Origin of the sequence: Elioraea thermophila (ex Habib et al. 2022) (genome assembly GCF_003336755.1) — a bacterium.
Taxonomy (GTDB): Bacteria; Pseudomonadota; Alphaproteobacteria; order Acetobacterales; family Acetobacteraceae; genus Elioraea; species Elioraea thermophila.
In genome coordinates this window covers 127,410-142,135 of record NZ_QMDI01000005.1, presented here as the reverse complement: position 1 = coordinate 142,135, position 14,726 = coordinate 127,410, and the positions used below count along the sequence as shown (strand labels likewise).

The 14,726-nt window shown below is 72.8% G+C and carries 14 protein-coding genes; 5 read left to right on the top strand and 9 right to left on the bottom strand.

All coding sequences use genetic code 11. From position 1 onward, the window contains the following. Positions 1–16: 16 nt before the first annotated feature. Genes DWB05_RS08830 through DWB05_RS08815 form a run of 4 tightly spaced genes read right to left on the bottom strand, consistent with a single transcriptional unit; the run spans position 17 to position 6,755 of the window. Complete coding sequence (locus DWB05_RS08830) at positions 17–2,104, bottom strand: hypothetical protein (protein WP_114376835.1); 2,088 nt, start codon at positions 2,102–2,104, stop codon at positions 17–19. Between the two features lie 4 nt (positions 2,105–2,108). Next, positions 2,109–4,820: a DUF4159 domain-containing protein gene (locus DWB05_RS08825; RefSeq protein ID WP_114376834.1), complete on the bottom strand. Its 2,712-nt coding sequence runs from the start codon at positions 4,818–4,820 to the stop codon at positions 2,109–2,111. 13 nt (positions 4,821–4,833) lie between these two features. Then, entirely contained in the window at positions 4,834–5,739 is a 906-nt protein-coding gene (locus tag DWB05_RS08820) for a DUF58 domain-containing protein (RefSeq protein WP_114376833.1), read from the bottom strand. Continuing rightward, positions 5,736–6,755: an AAA family ATPase gene (locus DWB05_RS08815; protein ID WP_198669118.1), complete on the bottom strand. Its 1,020-nt coding sequence runs from the start codon at positions 6,753–6,755 to the stop codon at positions 5,736–5,738. Before DWB05_RS08815 ends, DWB05_RS08820 begins: the two co-directional genes overlap by 4 nt. 104 nt (positions 6,756–6,859) lie before the next feature. Between DWB05_RS08815 and DWB05_RS08810 the strand changes: the two genes are divergently transcribed. From DWB05_RS08810 to DWB05_RS08800, 3 genes are read left to right on the top strand one after another with little or no spacing between them, the layout of a single operon-like run. Further along, positions 6,860–7,525: a DUF1285 domain-containing protein gene (locus DWB05_RS08810; RefSeq protein ID WP_232818475.1), complete on the top strand. Its 666-nt coding sequence runs from the start codon at positions 6,860–6,862 to the stop codon at positions 7,523–7,525. Next, entirely contained in the window at positions 7,522–8,121 is a 600-nt protein-coding gene (locus DWB05_RS08805) for a CoA pyrophosphatase (protein ID WP_232818474.1), read from the top strand. The genes DWB05_RS08810 and DWB05_RS08805 overlap by 4 nt, the downstream gene beginning before the upstream one ends. 8 nt (positions 8,122–8,129) lie before the next feature. Then, positions 8,130–8,411 (top strand): DUF6111 family protein, encoded by a 282-nt coding sequence (locus tag DWB05_RS08800; protein ID WP_114376832.1) that lies wholly within the window; start codon positions 8,130–8,132, stop codon positions 8,409–8,411. A gap of 5 nt (positions 8,412–8,416) precedes the next feature. On the opposite strand, the gene DWB05_RS08795 is transcribed toward DWB05_RS08800, so the two are convergent. From DWB05_RS08795 to DWB05_RS08780, 4 genes are read right to left on the bottom strand one after another with little or no spacing between them, the layout of a single operon-like run. Then, the gene (locus tag DWB05_RS08795; protein ID WP_114376831.1) at positions 8,417–9,721 is read right to left on the bottom strand and encodes a hypothetical protein; all 1,305 of its coding nucleotides are present in this window, start codon (positions 9,719–9,721) and stop codon (positions 8,417–8,419) included. A 7-nt stretch (positions 9,722–9,728) separates the two neighbouring features. After that, positions 9,729–10,496 (bottom strand): outer membrane lipoprotein-sorting protein, encoded by a 768-nt coding sequence (locus DWB05_RS08790; protein ID WP_114376830.1) that lies wholly within the window; start codon positions 10,494–10,496, stop codon positions 9,729–9,731. Between the two features lie 41 nt (positions 10,497–10,537). Next, a complete protein-coding gene (locus tag DWB05_RS08785; RefSeq protein ID WP_114376829.1) occupies positions 10,538–11,782 on the bottom strand; it encodes an ABC transporter permease in 1,245 nt (414 codons plus the stop codon). Next, positions 11,775–12,479 (bottom strand): ABC transporter ATP-binding protein, encoded by a 705-nt coding sequence (locus DWB05_RS08780; protein ID WP_114376828.1) that lies wholly within the window; start codon positions 12,477–12,479, stop codon positions 11,775–11,777. Before DWB05_RS08780 ends, DWB05_RS08785 begins: the two co-directional genes overlap by 8 nt. 100 nt (positions 12,480–12,579) lie before the next feature. Here DWB05_RS08780 and DWB05_RS08775 point away from each other — a divergent pair, with 100 nt between their 5' ends. Further along, on the top strand, positions 12,580–13,776 hold the full coding sequence (locus DWB05_RS08775) for a CCA tRNA nucleotidyltransferase (protein ID WP_114376827.1): 1,197 nt from the start codon (positions 12,580–12,582) through the stop codon (positions 13,774–13,776). Here DWB05_RS08775 and DWB05_RS08770 read toward each other — a convergent pair. Continuing rightward, positions 13,736–14,113 carry a thiol-disulfide oxidoreductase DCC family protein gene (locus DWB05_RS08770; RefSeq protein ID WP_114376826.1) on the bottom strand — a complete coding sequence of 126 codons (378 nt, stop codon included), beginning with the start codon at positions 14,111–14,113 and terminating at the stop codon, positions 13,736–13,738. The two genes, DWB05_RS08775 and DWB05_RS08770, sit on opposite strands and share 41 nt — an antisense overlap. Before the next feature lie 84 nt (positions 14,114–14,197). Between DWB05_RS08770 and DWB05_RS08765 the strand changes: the two genes are divergently transcribed. After that, on the top strand, positions 14,198–14,683 hold the full coding sequence (locus DWB05_RS08765) for a TspO/MBR family protein (protein WP_114376825.1): 486 nt from the start codon (positions 14,198–14,200) through the stop codon (positions 14,681–14,683). Positions 14,684–14,726 lie beyond the last annotated feature (43 nt).

Here is a 14,726-nt window from a genome sequence, read left to right as displayed (position 1 = left end):
CCGACGCCGCCCGAGGTCACTGCCCCTCGCGCCGCCAGGCGACCACCGCGGCGCCGAGGATCAGCACCAGCGCCGCCCAAGGCGGCATCAGTGGCAGATCGGACACGCCGGTGACGACGTGGTCGCGGTTCCGCTTCAGCCCGATCCACCCCGGGCCGCGCGCCGGGCGACCGGCCGCCACGCGGCGAAGGTCGGGAACTTGGTCGGCAAGCCAGGCGACCGCGCCGCCCGACCGCTGCACCACGGCGGCGGCCGGTTCGGCCAGGGCGCGCAGGTCGAGGAACTCGCGCGGGTTGCCGGCACCCACCGCGGCGAAGGCGAGGCGCGTGCCGTCGGCGATGCGCCACACCCCCGGCTGGTCGGCGAGCATTTCGGCCCCGGCGCGGCCGGGCGCCAGCGTTTCGAGGGCGAGGGTGCGCGTCTCGCCGGAGGGAGCGGTGACGGTCAGCGAGGGCGGCGGTGCTTCGCCGAGGCTGCGGCGCTCGACCACGATCCGCTCGCCCTCGACCCGGGCACGCAGATCCTCCTCCTCGAGATCGGGCTCCTTCATCAGCCAGTGCGCGGCACGGCGCAGCACTTCGGCCTGCGGCCCGCCGCCGTCGTGGTTGCGGCTCCACAGCCAGATCTGGTCGGTGAGCAGGAGCGCGACCCGGCCCTCGCCCACCCGGTCGGCGATCAGGAGGGGCTCGCCGGCCGGACCCGTCATCAGCACCTGTCCGCGCGGCGAAGCGACGTCGATGCGCCTATACCAGCGGCCCCAAGCGGCGTCGGCCTCGCCAGCATTCGCCCCCGGCAGGGCGGCGGTGATCGGGTGGCGGGCGCCGACCTCGCTGACGCGGGCGCGGAACGGCGCCTCGCCGATGCGCCCCGTCGGGCTCGCCGGCAGCACCTGGCCGAGCGGCGTGTTGAACAGGGACACGGGACCGACGTACTCGGGCCCGACCGACAGGAAGAGCCCGCCGCCGCCCCGCACATACTCGGCGATGTTGCGCAGATAGGAGGGCGGCAGGATGCCGCGATTGGCGAAGCGGTCGAAGATGATGAGGTCGAACTCGCGCAGCTTCACCTGAAAGAGTTCGCGCACCGGGAAGGCGATCAACGCGAGTTCCGACAGCGGCGTGAGGTCGTCCTTCTCCGGCGGGCGGAGGATGGTGAAGTGCACGAGATCGACGTTCGGGTCGGCCTTCAGCAACCGCCGCCAGGTGCGCTGGCCGGCATGCGGTTCGCCGGACACCAGCAGGACGCGCAGCCGGTCCCGCACGCCGTTCACCGCGACCACCGCACGGTTGTTCAGCAGCGACACCTCGCCGGGCAGGGCCTCGGCCTCGATCTCCAGCACGGTCTGGCCGGCGCGTTCGATCGGCAGGCGGATGGTGTGCGGCTCACCGAGGCGGATCCGCGCCTGGCGCGGCGGTTCGCCGTCGCGCCGCTGCGTGATGGTCACGCTCTCCGCCCCGCCCGCGGTGCCGAGGTCTTCCACCACCAGGCGGATCTCGACGCTGCGGCCGACGATGCCGAAGGGCGGGGCCTCGAGGATGCGCACGCGACGGTCGGTCTCGCCGCGCCGGCCGGTCAGCAGCAAATGGAAGGGGGCACCACCGGTGGCGCGCGCGATCGCTTCCGCCTCCTCCGGCACGTCGTGGATCTGGCCGTCGGTGATGGCGATGGTGCCGGCGAGCCGCCCGCGGGGCACTTCGGCCAAAGCCCGGCCAAGCGCCTCGAACAGCCGGGTGCCGTTCGCCCCCGCCTCGGGTACCACCACGGTGCGGAGTTCGAGCGCATCGAGAGTGCGCGCCTTCTCCTCGAGCGTGCGTCGGGCGGCGTCCGCCAACGCCATCCGTTCGCCCACGCGCTGCGAGGCGGTCTGATCCACCAGCAGCACGGCGATGTCGGGGAGCGACCGCCGCGTCTCCTGCACCAGCCGCGGGTTGGCGAGGGCGAGCAGCAGCACGGCGGCGGCGAAGGCGCGGAACCACGCCCCCCGCGCGCGACGCCACAGCGCAAGCCCCACGGCGAGGCCGGCGAGAGCGGCCAGCGCGGCGAACAGCGGGGTCGGCAGCAGCGGGTCGAAGGCGATCGCCGCGAGAGTGCGGGTGCCGTCCATCGCGCTACTGCCCGAGACGCTCGAGGATGATCGGCACGTGCACCTGGTCGCCCTTGTAGTTGCCGGTGAGCGCGTACATCACGAGATTGACCCCGAAGCGGTAGGCGAGCAGGCGCTGCCGTGCCCCGCCCGGCACCGTGGCGTAGGGGTTGCGCCCGGCCTCGTCCACCGCCCAGGCCGCCGCCCAGTCGTTGGCGCCGATCACCACCGGGCTCACGCTGTCGTTCGCCCTGTCCTCGTGCCGTTGCACCCAGGTCTGCCCGCCGATGTAGCGGCCGGGGAAGTCGGACAGCAGGTAGAAGGCGCGCGTCAGCACGTGGTCGGCCGGCACGGGATGGAGTTCGGGGATGGCGAGCCCCCGTGTCAGGCGCTGCAGGGCGGCCGAGGCCCCCGCGTTCATCCCCCGCCCGAGCCCGGCGTCGCGGGTGTCGAACACGATGATGCCGCCGTCGCGCATGAAGGCGTTGAGCGCCTCGATCGCACGCTCGTCGGGCGAGGGCTGGTCGGCCGTCACCGGCCAGTAGAGGAGGGGGAAGAAGGAGAGCTCGTCGAGCCCGGGCCGCACCCCCATCGGCTCGGCGAGGTTGGTCGCGGTGCGCCGATTGACGAAGTCGGTGAGGCCGATCAGGCCCGCGCGCGAGACGCGATCGACCTCCGGCGAGCCGGTGACGACGAAAGCAAGCCGCGTCTCGAGGGCGGCGCGCATCGGGTCGACCTGCGCCGAGGCCGGCGCGGCGGCGGCGACGAGGAGGAGGGCGATCGCGGCCGGGGCGGCGGCGCGGGCAGGTGCGGGGGCACGCAGCAGGCCGCGCAGCCAGAGCGCGATGATGAGATCGAGGCTGAGCAAGAGAAGTGCCGCGCCGAGCAGCCAGGGGCGAAGGTCGCGGGCGAGCGGGGCTTCGCCCAGTCGCTGCACCGAAGCACCGGCGGGAAGCGCGAGCGGGGCGAGACGGTCCAGCGTGCCGCCAAGGTTGAGCGCGGTGCGCGCCGCCTCCGCACCGTAGAAGCCGGGCGGATGCCGCGGCGAGGGCGCGGTGCTGGCGATGGCGGAGGCGGCGAGTCCGGCGGCGAGGGGCGGCGGGGCGCCGAGCCGGCCGAACCCGTCCAGCGTCTCGAGCGGCGGCAGCACGGCGTCTCCCGTTGCCGCCACCCCGACCCCGAGGCGAATCAGACGCTCCAGCATCGCGACGAACAGGCCGGAGAGGGGGAGGTTCGACCAATCGGTGTTGGCGGTGACGTGAAAGAGCACCACCGTGCCGCGCCCGCGCCGTTCGCCCGTGACCAGCGGCGTGCCGTCGGTGAGCCGGGCCCAGGTCTTGCGCGTTAGATCGAACGCGGGTTCGGCCAGCACCTGGCGGGCGATGCGCACGTCGTCCGGCACGGCGAGGCCGGCGAAGGGGCTGTCCTCGGGGAAGGGGGCGAGCGAAGCCGGTTGCTGCCAGGAGAGGGCGCCGCCCAATTGGCGGTCGCCCGCGCGCAGCCGCACCGGAAGCAAGTCGTCGGGACGGGCTGCCGTGCGTGGCCCGGCGAAACGGATCAGCACGCCGCCTTGCTCGATCCAGCGCGCGAGCAGGGCCTGGTCGGCCGGGGTGAGCGTGTCCACGTCGGCGAGCACGATCGCCGCGATCTCGCGGGCGAGGAGATCGCGCACCGTGCCCCGGCGCAGTTCCGCGAACGGGACGAGGGCGCGATCGACGTAATAGAGCTCGCCGATCAGCGGTTGGTCGGCGGTCTCGGCCGAGCCCGCGATCAGGCCGACGGGGCGGCGGCGCCAGCGCTCGTCGAGCAGCGCGACCGCGCCGGCCGAGGCGACGTCCTCGATGACGAGGGCGGCGAGCGCGTTGCGCTGTTCGGGCGGCAGCGCGATCTCGGCTTCGGCGTCGCCTGCCCCAGGCGGGATGACGAGCTCGACGCGGGCGAGGGTGCGCTGGTCTGCCGTGCGGGCGAGCACGGCGACGCGCCGCTCCGTCTCGGCCGGCACGGCGGCGACGCGGGCGATGATCCCTCCCGGCTCCGAGCGTGGGGCGAGCAGGGCGGGCGCCGGCACGGCCGGGGCGACGACGGTGACGGGACCGAGTGCGGCGAGGCGCGCAGCGAAGTCGCGCTCGGCCTCAGCCTCGCCGTGGACGAGACCGTCGGCGAGCCAGAGCACGGAGGCGCCGCGCAGTTCGGCGCGCTCGAGCGCCCGTGCCGCCGCCGCCCGATCGGGCGCCCAAGGCAGGGGGCGCAGCGCGGCGACCCGCTCGCGCAGGTCGGCCGCCGGCATGACGGCGGTGACGGCCGGGGAAGCGCCCTGCTCGGAGGGCGCGGTGGTGAGCAGCGCGACCGGACGCCCCGCCCGCTCCGCCTCGCCGAGCGCGGCATCGAGCGCGCTCATCCGCGCTTCCCACTGCGGGCCGGAGGCCCAGCCGTCATCGACCACGACCAGGAGGGGGCCTGAGCCCGCGAGCGAGCGGCCACCGTCAAGGACCGGTCGGGCGAGGCCGAGGATGACGCAGGCCGCGGCGAGGATCCGCAACAGCAGCAGCCACCACGGCGTGCGGGCGGAGGTTTCCTCACGCCGCTCCAGCCCGAGCAGGAGCCGCACCGCCGGAAAGACCTGCTGCTTCGGTGCGGGCGGGGTGACGCGCAGCAGCCAGATCAGCACCGGCAACAGGGCGAGTGCCGCCAGCAGCCAGGGATAGGCGAAGGTGACGCCGGCGAGGGCCTCGATCATGCGCGCGCCGCTCTCACGCCGCCCGGCCGCGGACGCGGTCCGGCGCCAGCGCCAGGTAGAGGCCCATCAGGGCCGTCTCCGGCGCATGGTCGGTGCGATGCGTGGCGAAGGACCAGCCGGCGGCGGCGGCGATCGCCTTCAGCCCCTCCTGATGGGCGGCGAGCCGCGCCTGATAGTCCGCGCGGATCCCCTCGACCTTGCCGATCAGCGCCGCCCCCTCGCGCGCGAGCCCCTCGAACCGGACCCGACCGCGGAATGGGAGAACCTCCTCCGCCGGGTCGAGCACCTGCAGGAGATGCCCCGAGACCGGAATGGCGGCGAGGCGGCCGATCGCCGCCTGCACCGCATCGAGCGGGGAGAGGAAGTCGCCGATCAGCACCACCCGGGCATGGGCGGGCAGGGGCGCGGCGGGGGGAAGCGGCGAGAGCGTGCCGGGATCACCGCGCCGGGCGACGGCCTGGGCGAGGAGTTCGATCATGCCCCGCCCCGACACGGGCCGCATGCCGAGCCCGAGCAGCGCCACGCGTTCGCCGCCGCGCAACAGCAGCGAGGCGAGGGCGAGCAGGAGGAGTTCCGCCCGCTCCGCCTTCTCGGGCAGGCGGGGGCTCGAGCGCCAGCGCATCCCGGCCGAGGCGTCGCGCCACAGCCACACGCTCTGCGCGGCTTCCCACTCCGTCTCGCGCACGAAGGTGCGGTCGCTCTTCGCCGATTGCCGCCAGTCGATGCGCGAGACGGGGTCGCCGGCGAGGAAGGGGCGGAACTGCCAGAAACTGTCGCCCTGCCCGACCCGGCGCCGCCCATGCACGCCCTGCGCGACGGTGGCGGCGACCCGCTCCGCCGCGACGAGAAGGGGAGGAAGACGGGCGGCAAGCTGTTCGGCGCGCCGCGCGGAGGCGGCCGGCGCCTCGGGATGTTTCATTCGATCAGGCTCGTCAGTTTCGCGATCACGTCGGCCAATCGCACGCCGTCAGCGCGGGCGGCGAAATTGAGCGCCATGCGATGGCGCAGCACGGCGGGAGCGAGCGCGATCACGTCATCGACCGAGGGCGCGAACCGGCCATCCAGCACGGCACGGGCGCGGGTGGCGAGCATCAAGGCTTGCGCCGCGCGGGGCCCCGGGCCCCAGGCGAGATGACGCTTCACCGCCTCGATCGGCGAGGTCTCGGGCCGGCCGGAGCGCACGACGGTGAGGATCGCCTCGACCACGCTTTCCCCCACGGGCATGCGCCGGATGGTGGTCTGGGCGGCGAGCAGTTCCTCCGCGCTCATCGCCTGCTGCGGGCGGATCGCCGCCGCCCCGGTGGTGGCGAGCAGCATCGCCTTCTCCGCCTCGAGTTCGGGGTAGGAGACCTCGATCTCGAGCAGGAAGCGGTCGAGCTGGGCTTCGGGCAGCGGGTAGGTGCCCTCCTGCTCGATCGGGTTCTGGGTGGCGAGCACGTGGAACGGCCGCGGCAGCGCATATTCCACACCGCCCACCGCCACCTTCAGCTCCTGCATCGCCTGCAGGAGTGCGGACTGCGTGCGCGGCGAGGCGCGGTTGATCTCGTCCGCCATCAGGAGCTGGCAGAAGATCGGCCCCTTGATGAAGCGGAAGCTGCGCTTGCCCTCGGGCGTTTCGTCCAGCACCTCGGAGCCGAGGATGTCGGCCGGCATCAGGTCGGGCGTGAACTGCACGCGCTTGGCCGCAAGCCCGAGCACGGTGCCGAGCGTCTCGACGAGCTTCGTCTTGCCGAGCCCCGGCACGCCGACCAGCAGCACATGCCCGCCCGAGAGCAGCGTGATCAACGTCTGGTCGATGACCTCCTGCTGGCCGAAGATCACCTGACCGATCGCGCCGCGCACCCGCGCGATGCGCTCCGTCAGGCGCTCGACCTCGGCGACGAGGTCGCCCGCGTCGGCCTGCGGACGCTCGACGATGGCGGATGCTTCGGTCACGCGGTTTCTCCCTGGCCTCTACACGCGCACCCGCGATGCTACCTATATGCCGTCGTGTCGGAACCTCGCGGCTCCGAGGGTCACGCGGACGTGACGCGCGGCCGATGGCGAAGGACGAGCGGGAACAGGGCGGTGCTTCGGCGGTGTCTTTCCTGATGCGATCGGCGCATGAGCGCGTGGAGCCGAACCGATCGGCCGACGGCGGCGACCGTTCGCCCATCCCGGGGCTCAGGCTGACGCCGCCTCACGCGCGCAGCGAACGCGCGCCTGTCTTCTGCGGCGATGTCGCGATCCGCATCCGCCGCGACGGCACTTGGCTCTACGAAGGCAGCCCCATCCGCCGCAAGGCGCTCGTCTGCCTGTTCGCCTCCTGCCTGACGCGGGAGGCGGATGGTTCATACTGGCTGGTGACGCCGGCCGAGCGCGGGCGCATCACGGTGGACGATGCGCCCTTCGTCGCGGTCGAACTCTTCGTCGCGGGGGAAGGCGAACGCCAGGTGCTGTCGTTCCGCACCAACGTGGACGAGCTGATCGAGGCGGGGCCCGCGCACCCGATTCGGGTTGCGCACGACCTCGTCACCTGCCTGCCCACGCCGTATCTCCGCGTGCGGGAGGGACAGGGCCGGTTTCCGATCGAGGCGCGGATCGAGCGCGCGGTCTATTACGAGCTGGTCGCCCTCGCCGTGCCGGAGACGGTGCACGGCGAGCGGGTGCTCGGCGTGTGGTCCTGCGGTCGGTTCTTCGTGCTCGGCCCGGCGGGGGAGCCGTGACGCTCCATCCGATCGCCGCCCGGCTGCGCACCGAGCCCGGGTGTTTGAGCCGGGCGCTCCCGGTGCTCGAGCCACCGCCGGGCGCCGACCCGTCCGCGGCGCGGGCGGCGGCGGTGCTGGTTCCCGTCGTCCTGCACCCGGAACCCACCATCCTGCTCACCCTGCGCACGGCGACCCTCTCCGCCCATGCGGGGCAGGTGAGCCTGCCGGGCGGGCGGATCGAGGCGCACGACCCCTCGCCCGAAGCGGCCGCTCTGCGCGAGGCCGAGGAGGAGGTCGGGCTCGCCCGCGAGACGATCGAAATCATCGGCCGGCTGCCCGGCGTGTTCACCGGCACGGGGTTTCGGGTGACTCCCGTCGTCGGGCTGGTCACGCCGCCCTTTTCGCCGCGGCCCGACCCGCGCGAGGTGGCGGAGGTGTTCGAATTGCCCCTCACCCAGCTCACCGACCCCGCGCTGGGGCCCAGGCTCGAGGACGGCGCGGCCTACGGCAGCCGACGCCCCCGCGTTTGGGTGGTGCCGCACGATCGCCACGTGATCTGGGGGGCGACGGCCGCGATCCTTGCTTCCTTCGCCATCGTCCTGCGGGAGGTGTGACCGGTTCCATGCGCGGCGTCATCCAGGGGGTGCTGCTCTTCCTCATTCCCTTCGTGCTGTATTTCGGCTGGCTGTTCCTGGTGCGCCGCGCGGCGGAGGCGAACGGCGAGAGCGAGTCCGCGATCGCCTGGCGCGACGTGCCGTGGGTGGTGCTGTCCTTCGTCGGCGTGGTGCTGGTCGCGGTCGGGCTGATGCTGTTCGCCGACTTCCGCGCGATGAAGCCCGGCGAGACCTATGCGCCCGCGCGAATCGAGGGCGGGCGGATCGTGCCGGGCGGGCCGGCGCGATAGAGGGGTCAGAAGAAGGCGCGGAGGCGGAACTCCACCCGCGCGCGCGCCGCACGCGCACCGAAGTCGCTCTCCCGCTCACCCACGGTCGCCTGTGCGCGCAGGCGAAGCTCGAGATTGGTGAAGCCGGTATAGGACACCTCAGGCTGCAGCGTGGCCGACCCGTTCGCCGCATCGACGATCGCGGTGAAGGCGGGCGTGACGTAGAGGAGCCCCCAGGGCTCCTTGTGCGACACGCGCAGATAGAGGTAGTCCCGCAGGGGCTGCGGGCGCTGGTAGGCGCGGGCGAGGCGCCGCGCCACCTCGTCGCCCGGTGCGGGCGGCAGCCCGGCCTCCAGCCGATCCCCCGCGCGGTCGATCAGGGCGAGCGCGTCGGCGAACTCCTGCGGGCGGATCCCCGTCCCGTTGTGCAGGTATTCGAGGATCACCGTGGTGTCGGTGGGTGCCTGCCAGCGCAGGCCAACGAACCCGGCGATGCCGCCCGTGGTGATCCGCCCCATGCGCCCCGTGGCGCGATCCAGCACCACCGGGCGCGGTTCCTCCGCCGTCCAGGCGGCCTCGCCGTAGACGACGAGTTCCGCCAGCAGGTTGCGCCCCGCCCCGATGCCTAGCCGATTGGCCCGCGAATCCCCGGTGAAGGCGTAGAGGTCGAGATCGGTATCGGCGACCAGGGCGGTCAGGCGAAGCGCGGCGTTCAGTCCGCGATCGGCGGCGAACTCCCGGTTGAAGGCCGGGCTGACGGGAAGCAAGACGGCGGTCGCGCCGAGCGTGCGCAGAGGGCCCGCCTCGGCGAAGCTGCGCGTGAGTTCGAGGGTGCCCATCCAGTAACCTTCGCGCGCCGCGTCCGGGTCGGTCGGATCGCGCGCCCGTTCGACGAAGCCCACCGGCTGGAAGGCATAGGACTTCGACCAGCGCAGCACGCGCTTGCCGAAGGCGACCGCGTTGCCCGGCGCCCATTCGGCAAGCCCGTAGCTCTCGTACAGCAGGGCATCTCCCCGCCCGACATCGGTCGAATCCGCGAGGTAGGTGATGTTGCCGGAGGCGACGAGGCGAAAGGGACCCTGGCGGAGGATGCCGTTCAGCGTCAGCCCCGGCTGCAGGCGAAGCGAGGTGGCGGGCTGGCCGCCGGGGCGGGCGAGACGTCGGAACGGGCTTTCGGTGCGCCAGCGCGTCCAGTCCGACTTCAGTTCCGCATAGCCGCCCCACTCGAAGGGCTTCTGCGCCACCTCCTCGATCGAGAAGGTGAAGGCCTCCTGCGCCGCCGCTTGGGGAGCGAGGAGGAGGGCGGCGGCGAAAACGAGGCGGGCCCGCACGCGGCGATTAGGCCCCGCCGCGCAGACTTTCGACCCGCGGCAGGAAAGCGAGCGTGAAGGCCTCGTCCGGCAGGTCGCGCGCGCGGATGCCGTCGAACAGCATAACCGAGCGATGGCCGCGGAAGAGCGGGCTTTCGGTGTCGATCTGCGCGGGGCGAGTGATGCCGCCGCCGAAACTCTTCACCTGCGAAAACTTCAGCGTCTTCACCAGCAGGCCGTCGGCGGCGTGACAGTCGATGCGCGTGGGCAACTTCCGCGCCGGATCCACCCACATCTTCAGCCGATCATACGCCACCTGATCGGTCTTCGCCTTCAGGTGCAACAGGATCTCCGCCCCGTCGCGCTCCATCCGCTCGGCGCGATACTCCTCGTCGTAATCGACGCGCAGGATGTCGCTGTTGTTGAACACACCACCGATGACGGACTGCAACGAGGTGATGCGCACCGGCCGCCCGACCTCGGGGATGTAGAGCCACATGTTCTCGCCCACGCGGAGGGTGGACCGGCCCTTCTCCGAGGCAGGCGAGAGGAACACCGCGACCACGCGATCGCGCCCCTTCTTCGCCGAGTAGAGGACGAACTCCTTGCGCGCGCCCGAAGGCTCGATGTTGATGATCTTGCGGTACATCTCGTAGGAGGCGGGCTCGAGGTTGCGGTCGACCTCGCGCAGCAGCGCCTGCGCCTCCTCGGAGGCGGACAGGCCGCCGGCTGGAGCGAGCGCAAGGAAGGCGGGGCCGGCGAGCAGGGCGCGACGGGAAAGGTTCCGCTCGGTCATCGGTTCGTCTCCGGATCGAGGGCGGCGGGCACGGGGTGCGGTCAGACGTGGCGGAGTGCCAGGATCGGGTCGAGCCGTGCCGCCTTCCACGCCGGCTGCAGCGCGGCGAGGATCGCGACCGCGAGCACGATGCCGCCGACCAGCAGCACCTCCTCGGCCGGCAGGGTGGGGCGAAGCAGGAGCCCCGTCTGCTGGCCGAAGGAGAAGGTGACGGGGAAGACGTTGAGCAGGGCGACCGCGCCGTAAGCCAGCCCGATGCCGATCGCCACCCCGACCGCCCCCAACAGGAAGCCTTCGGCGAGGAAGAGGCCGAGGATGCGGCCGGGCGGCGTGCCCATGGCGGCAATGGTGCCGATCTCGCGGATGCGCTCGTAGACGGCCATGATCATCACGTTCATCACCGCCACCAGGACGATCGCAATCAGCAGCACGCGGATCCCTAAAGCCATGACGTCGATCATGTTGGCGATGGCGGCGAAGGGAGAGAGACGCTCCCACGGATGCACCTCGAAGGGCGGTCGCTGACCCTCCGGCGCGCGGGCGGCGAAGGCGGTTTCCAGCGCCGCGGCGGCGCGCGGGATGGCGTCGAGGTCGCGCGCGCGCAGCACGAATTCGCTCACCTCCGCCTCGGGGCTGCGCAGGATGGCGCGCGCATCGTCGATGTGGATGTACCCGTCGCGCCCGCCCGGGCCGGTCACGCCGGCGATGATCGCGCGCACCTTCAGCGTGCGCCCGTTCACCGACCCGTCGCGGTTGGTCGCGATCAGCACCACGCTGTCGCCGACCTGCACGTTCAGGCCGCGCGCGAGCAGTTCGGGAACCAGGATCTCGCCGCGCTCGAGCAGGCCCTCGCGTTCGCCGCGCAGGAAGCGGTCGGGCAGGGCGGGGGCGACGCGCAGCTCGCGCGCGGGGTCGATGCCGTTGATGCGGATGTTGGTCGTCTCGTTGAAGTTGGAGAACAGGGCGCCGAACTTCACGCGCGGCGCGATGGCGACGATCTCCGGGATCGTTCCCGCCACCTCCTCCACCGTGCGCGCCTGACGGGCCGACATGTTGAGGTGCAAGGGCAGCGTCTCCACCGCCGCTACGTAGCCGCGGCGATGCACCTGTAGGTGGCCCAGGTAGGAGTCCGTGATCTGGCCGATCATCATCGCCTTGAAGGAGCCGGCGGCGGCGACGAACAGCAGCACCGCGACCACGCCGATCGCGACCAGCCCTCCCGTCAGCAGGCTGCGTCGCCAGAGCCGCGTCAGGTTGCGCGCGGCGAGCAGGATCACCCTAGGCATGCGCTGCCTCCTTGGGGGCCTCCATGCGCACTGCACCGTCCTCGATGCGCAGGATGGTATCGACCGCGCCGATGATGCGCGGGTCGTGGGTCGAGAAGAGGAAGGTCACCCCCTCCTCGTCGCGGATCCGGCGCATCAGCGCGATCACGCGCTGTGCCGTCTCGCCATCGAGGTTGGCGGTCGGTTCGTCGGCGAGCACGAGCTTCGCCCCGGTCGCGAGCGCGCGCGCGATCGCCACCCGCTGCTTCTGCCCGCCGGAGAGCTGGTCGGGGCGCTTGTTCGCCTCGCTCGTCATGTCGACCGCGGCGAGAAGCTCGGCCACCCGCTTGCGCCGCTTCTCCGCCGGCCAGGACTGCACCATCACCAGCGGGTATTCGACGTTCTCGGCTGCCGTCAGCACCGGGATCAGGTTGAAGTCCTGGAAGACGAAGCCGATTCGCTCGGCGCGGAAGCGCGCGGCCTGGCGGCGCGAGAGGTGGCCGACCTCCTCGCCCAGCACGACGAGCCGGCCCTCCGAGGGGCGGTCGAGCGCGCCGATCATGTTGAGGAGCGTCGTCTTGCCCGAGCCCGAGGGCCCGATCAGGGCGGCGAAGCGGCGTTCGGGCAGGGTGAAGGTGACCCCCCGCAACGCGGTCACCTCAACCTCCCCCGCGCGGTAGCGTTTCACCACCCGTTCGGCGACGACGGCGTCCGGCATCGGCCCTTCCTCTCGTTGCGAGAGGAATACTACGCCTTCGACTGGCGAGTCGGCAGGGGAGAGGATGCATCGAAATGTCACGAAGCATGACAGCCGGCCGATGAGCGACCCCCCCGCCTTCCGCATCGCCCCGCCTCCCTTCCTCGCCGACCCGGCGGTGGCGCGCGTGCTCGATGCCCTGCCCGAGGCGCGCGCCGTGGGGGGCTGCGTGCGCGACGCCATCGCCGGAAGGCCCGTGGCCGACGTCGATCTTGCGACTCCCCGCCGGCCCGAGGAGGTGATGCGGACCCTGGCGCAACACGGCATCAAGGTGGTGCCGACGGGGCTCGACCACGGCACGGTGACGGCGGTGGTCGAGGGTCGGGCGATCGAAATCACTTCGCTCCGCCGCGACGTCGCGACCGACGGGCGGCATGCCGTGGTGGCCTTCACCGAGGACTGGCGGGAGGATGCCGCCCGGCGCGACTTCACCTTCAACGCGCTCTACCTCGATCGCGCCGGCAACGTCTGGGACTGGTTCGGGGGCAAAGAAGACCTTGCGCGCGGCGTGGTGCGCTTCATCGGCGACCCCGCCACGCGGCTCGCCGAAGACCACCTGAGGGGCCTGCGCTTTTTCCGCTTCCACGCCCGCTTCGGGCGGGGCGAGCCCGACCCTGCCGCGGTGGCGGCGATCGCGGCGGATGTGCCGAACCTCGCCAGCCTCTCCGCCGAACGCGTGTGGTCGGAACTGAAGCGGATCCTCGCCGCCCCCAACCCCTCGGGCGCGGTGCGGCTGATGCGGCAAACGGGCGTGCTCGCCGCCGTGCTGCCCGAGGCCACCGACCCAGAGCGCCTGGCGCGGCTTGCTTCGATCGGCGCCCCGCCCGACCCGCTGCTTCGCCTCGCCGCCCTCGCCCCTGGCGCCGACGTCGCGCGTCTGGCCGCCCGCCTGCGCCTGTCCGGCGCGGAGGCCGAGCGTCTCGCCGCCTTCCTCGGCCCCGCACCGCCGACCGAGCCCCGCGCCTTGCGCGCCGCCCTCGCCGAAGCCGGGGCGGAGACGATCATCGGCCTGGCTTGGCTGGCCGAGGCCGCCGGCCTCGCGGGGGATTGGGCGGCCGTGCGCGCCATCGCCGCGGCGACCCCGCGGCCTGTGTTTCCGTTGCGCGGGGCGGACGTGCTCGCTTTGGGGATCCCGCCGGGGCCCCGGGTGGGGGCGGTGCTCGGCGCGGTGGAACGGCGCTGGAAGGAGGCGGGCTGCCCGGAGGACGAGCCTTTGCTCAGGCGTTGGCTCGCCGAGGCCGCCGCCACAGCCGCCTGAGCGCGAGGAACCCCGCGTAGGCGACATCGGCGACGGGGCGGACGAGCGGGTGGCCGATCAGCCGTCCCAGGCGGCCGAGCCAACCCCCCATCGATCCCCAGATCACGGCGAAGGCGGCCGCCCCCGCCACCACGCGGCCGTCGGGCAGGCGCACGTGCATGCGCGCAAGCGCCCGGTCGCGATCGAGGCCGCCCAGCGCCGCCTCGTCGCAGGTGGCGAGATCGACCCAAGCGAGCCGCTCGCCCCCGTGGCGGGCGCGCAGCCAAGCGACTTCGCGGGCGCAGACCGGGCAGGCGCTGTCCCAGTAGGCGATCGGGCGGTGCGAGGTCTCCGTCACACGTCGGAGATGGCCCCTCGCGGCATCGGGCCAAGGGTCGGGCCCGCCCTTGCACCCCACCAACCCGCCCCCCACCTCGCGGCCATGGTCGGCGATCTCGTTTCGCTCGCGGTGTTCCTGTTCCTCTGCTTCGCCGCCGCCACCACGGGCGCGGTGTTCAAGCCGGGGGCGTGGTACGATTCGCTGTCGAAACCGTCCTGGACCCCGCCCGACTGGCTGTTCCCCGTCGCCTGGTCGGTGCTCTACGTGATGATCGCGGTCTCCGCCTGGCTGGTGTGGCGCGCGGCGGGGCTCGCGGGTGGCCTGATCCCGCTCGCCGTCTGGGGCGTGCAGCTCGCGCTGAATGCGGCCTGGAGCTGGCTCTTCTTCGGCCTGCGCCGGATGGACCTCGCCTTCGTCGAGGTGGTCGGGCTCTGGCTTTCCATCGCCGCCTGCATCGTGCTGTTCGCGCCCATCTCGCTCACCGCAGCGGCCTTGATGGCGCCCTACCTCGTCTGGGTCAGCTTCGCCGCCGCGCTCAACCTCGCGGTCTGGCAGCGCAACCGCGACGCCGTCGGCCGCACCGCCTGAGCCCCCCTCGCGCCCCGCCGCCGCTGGGGTGCTAGAAGCGGGG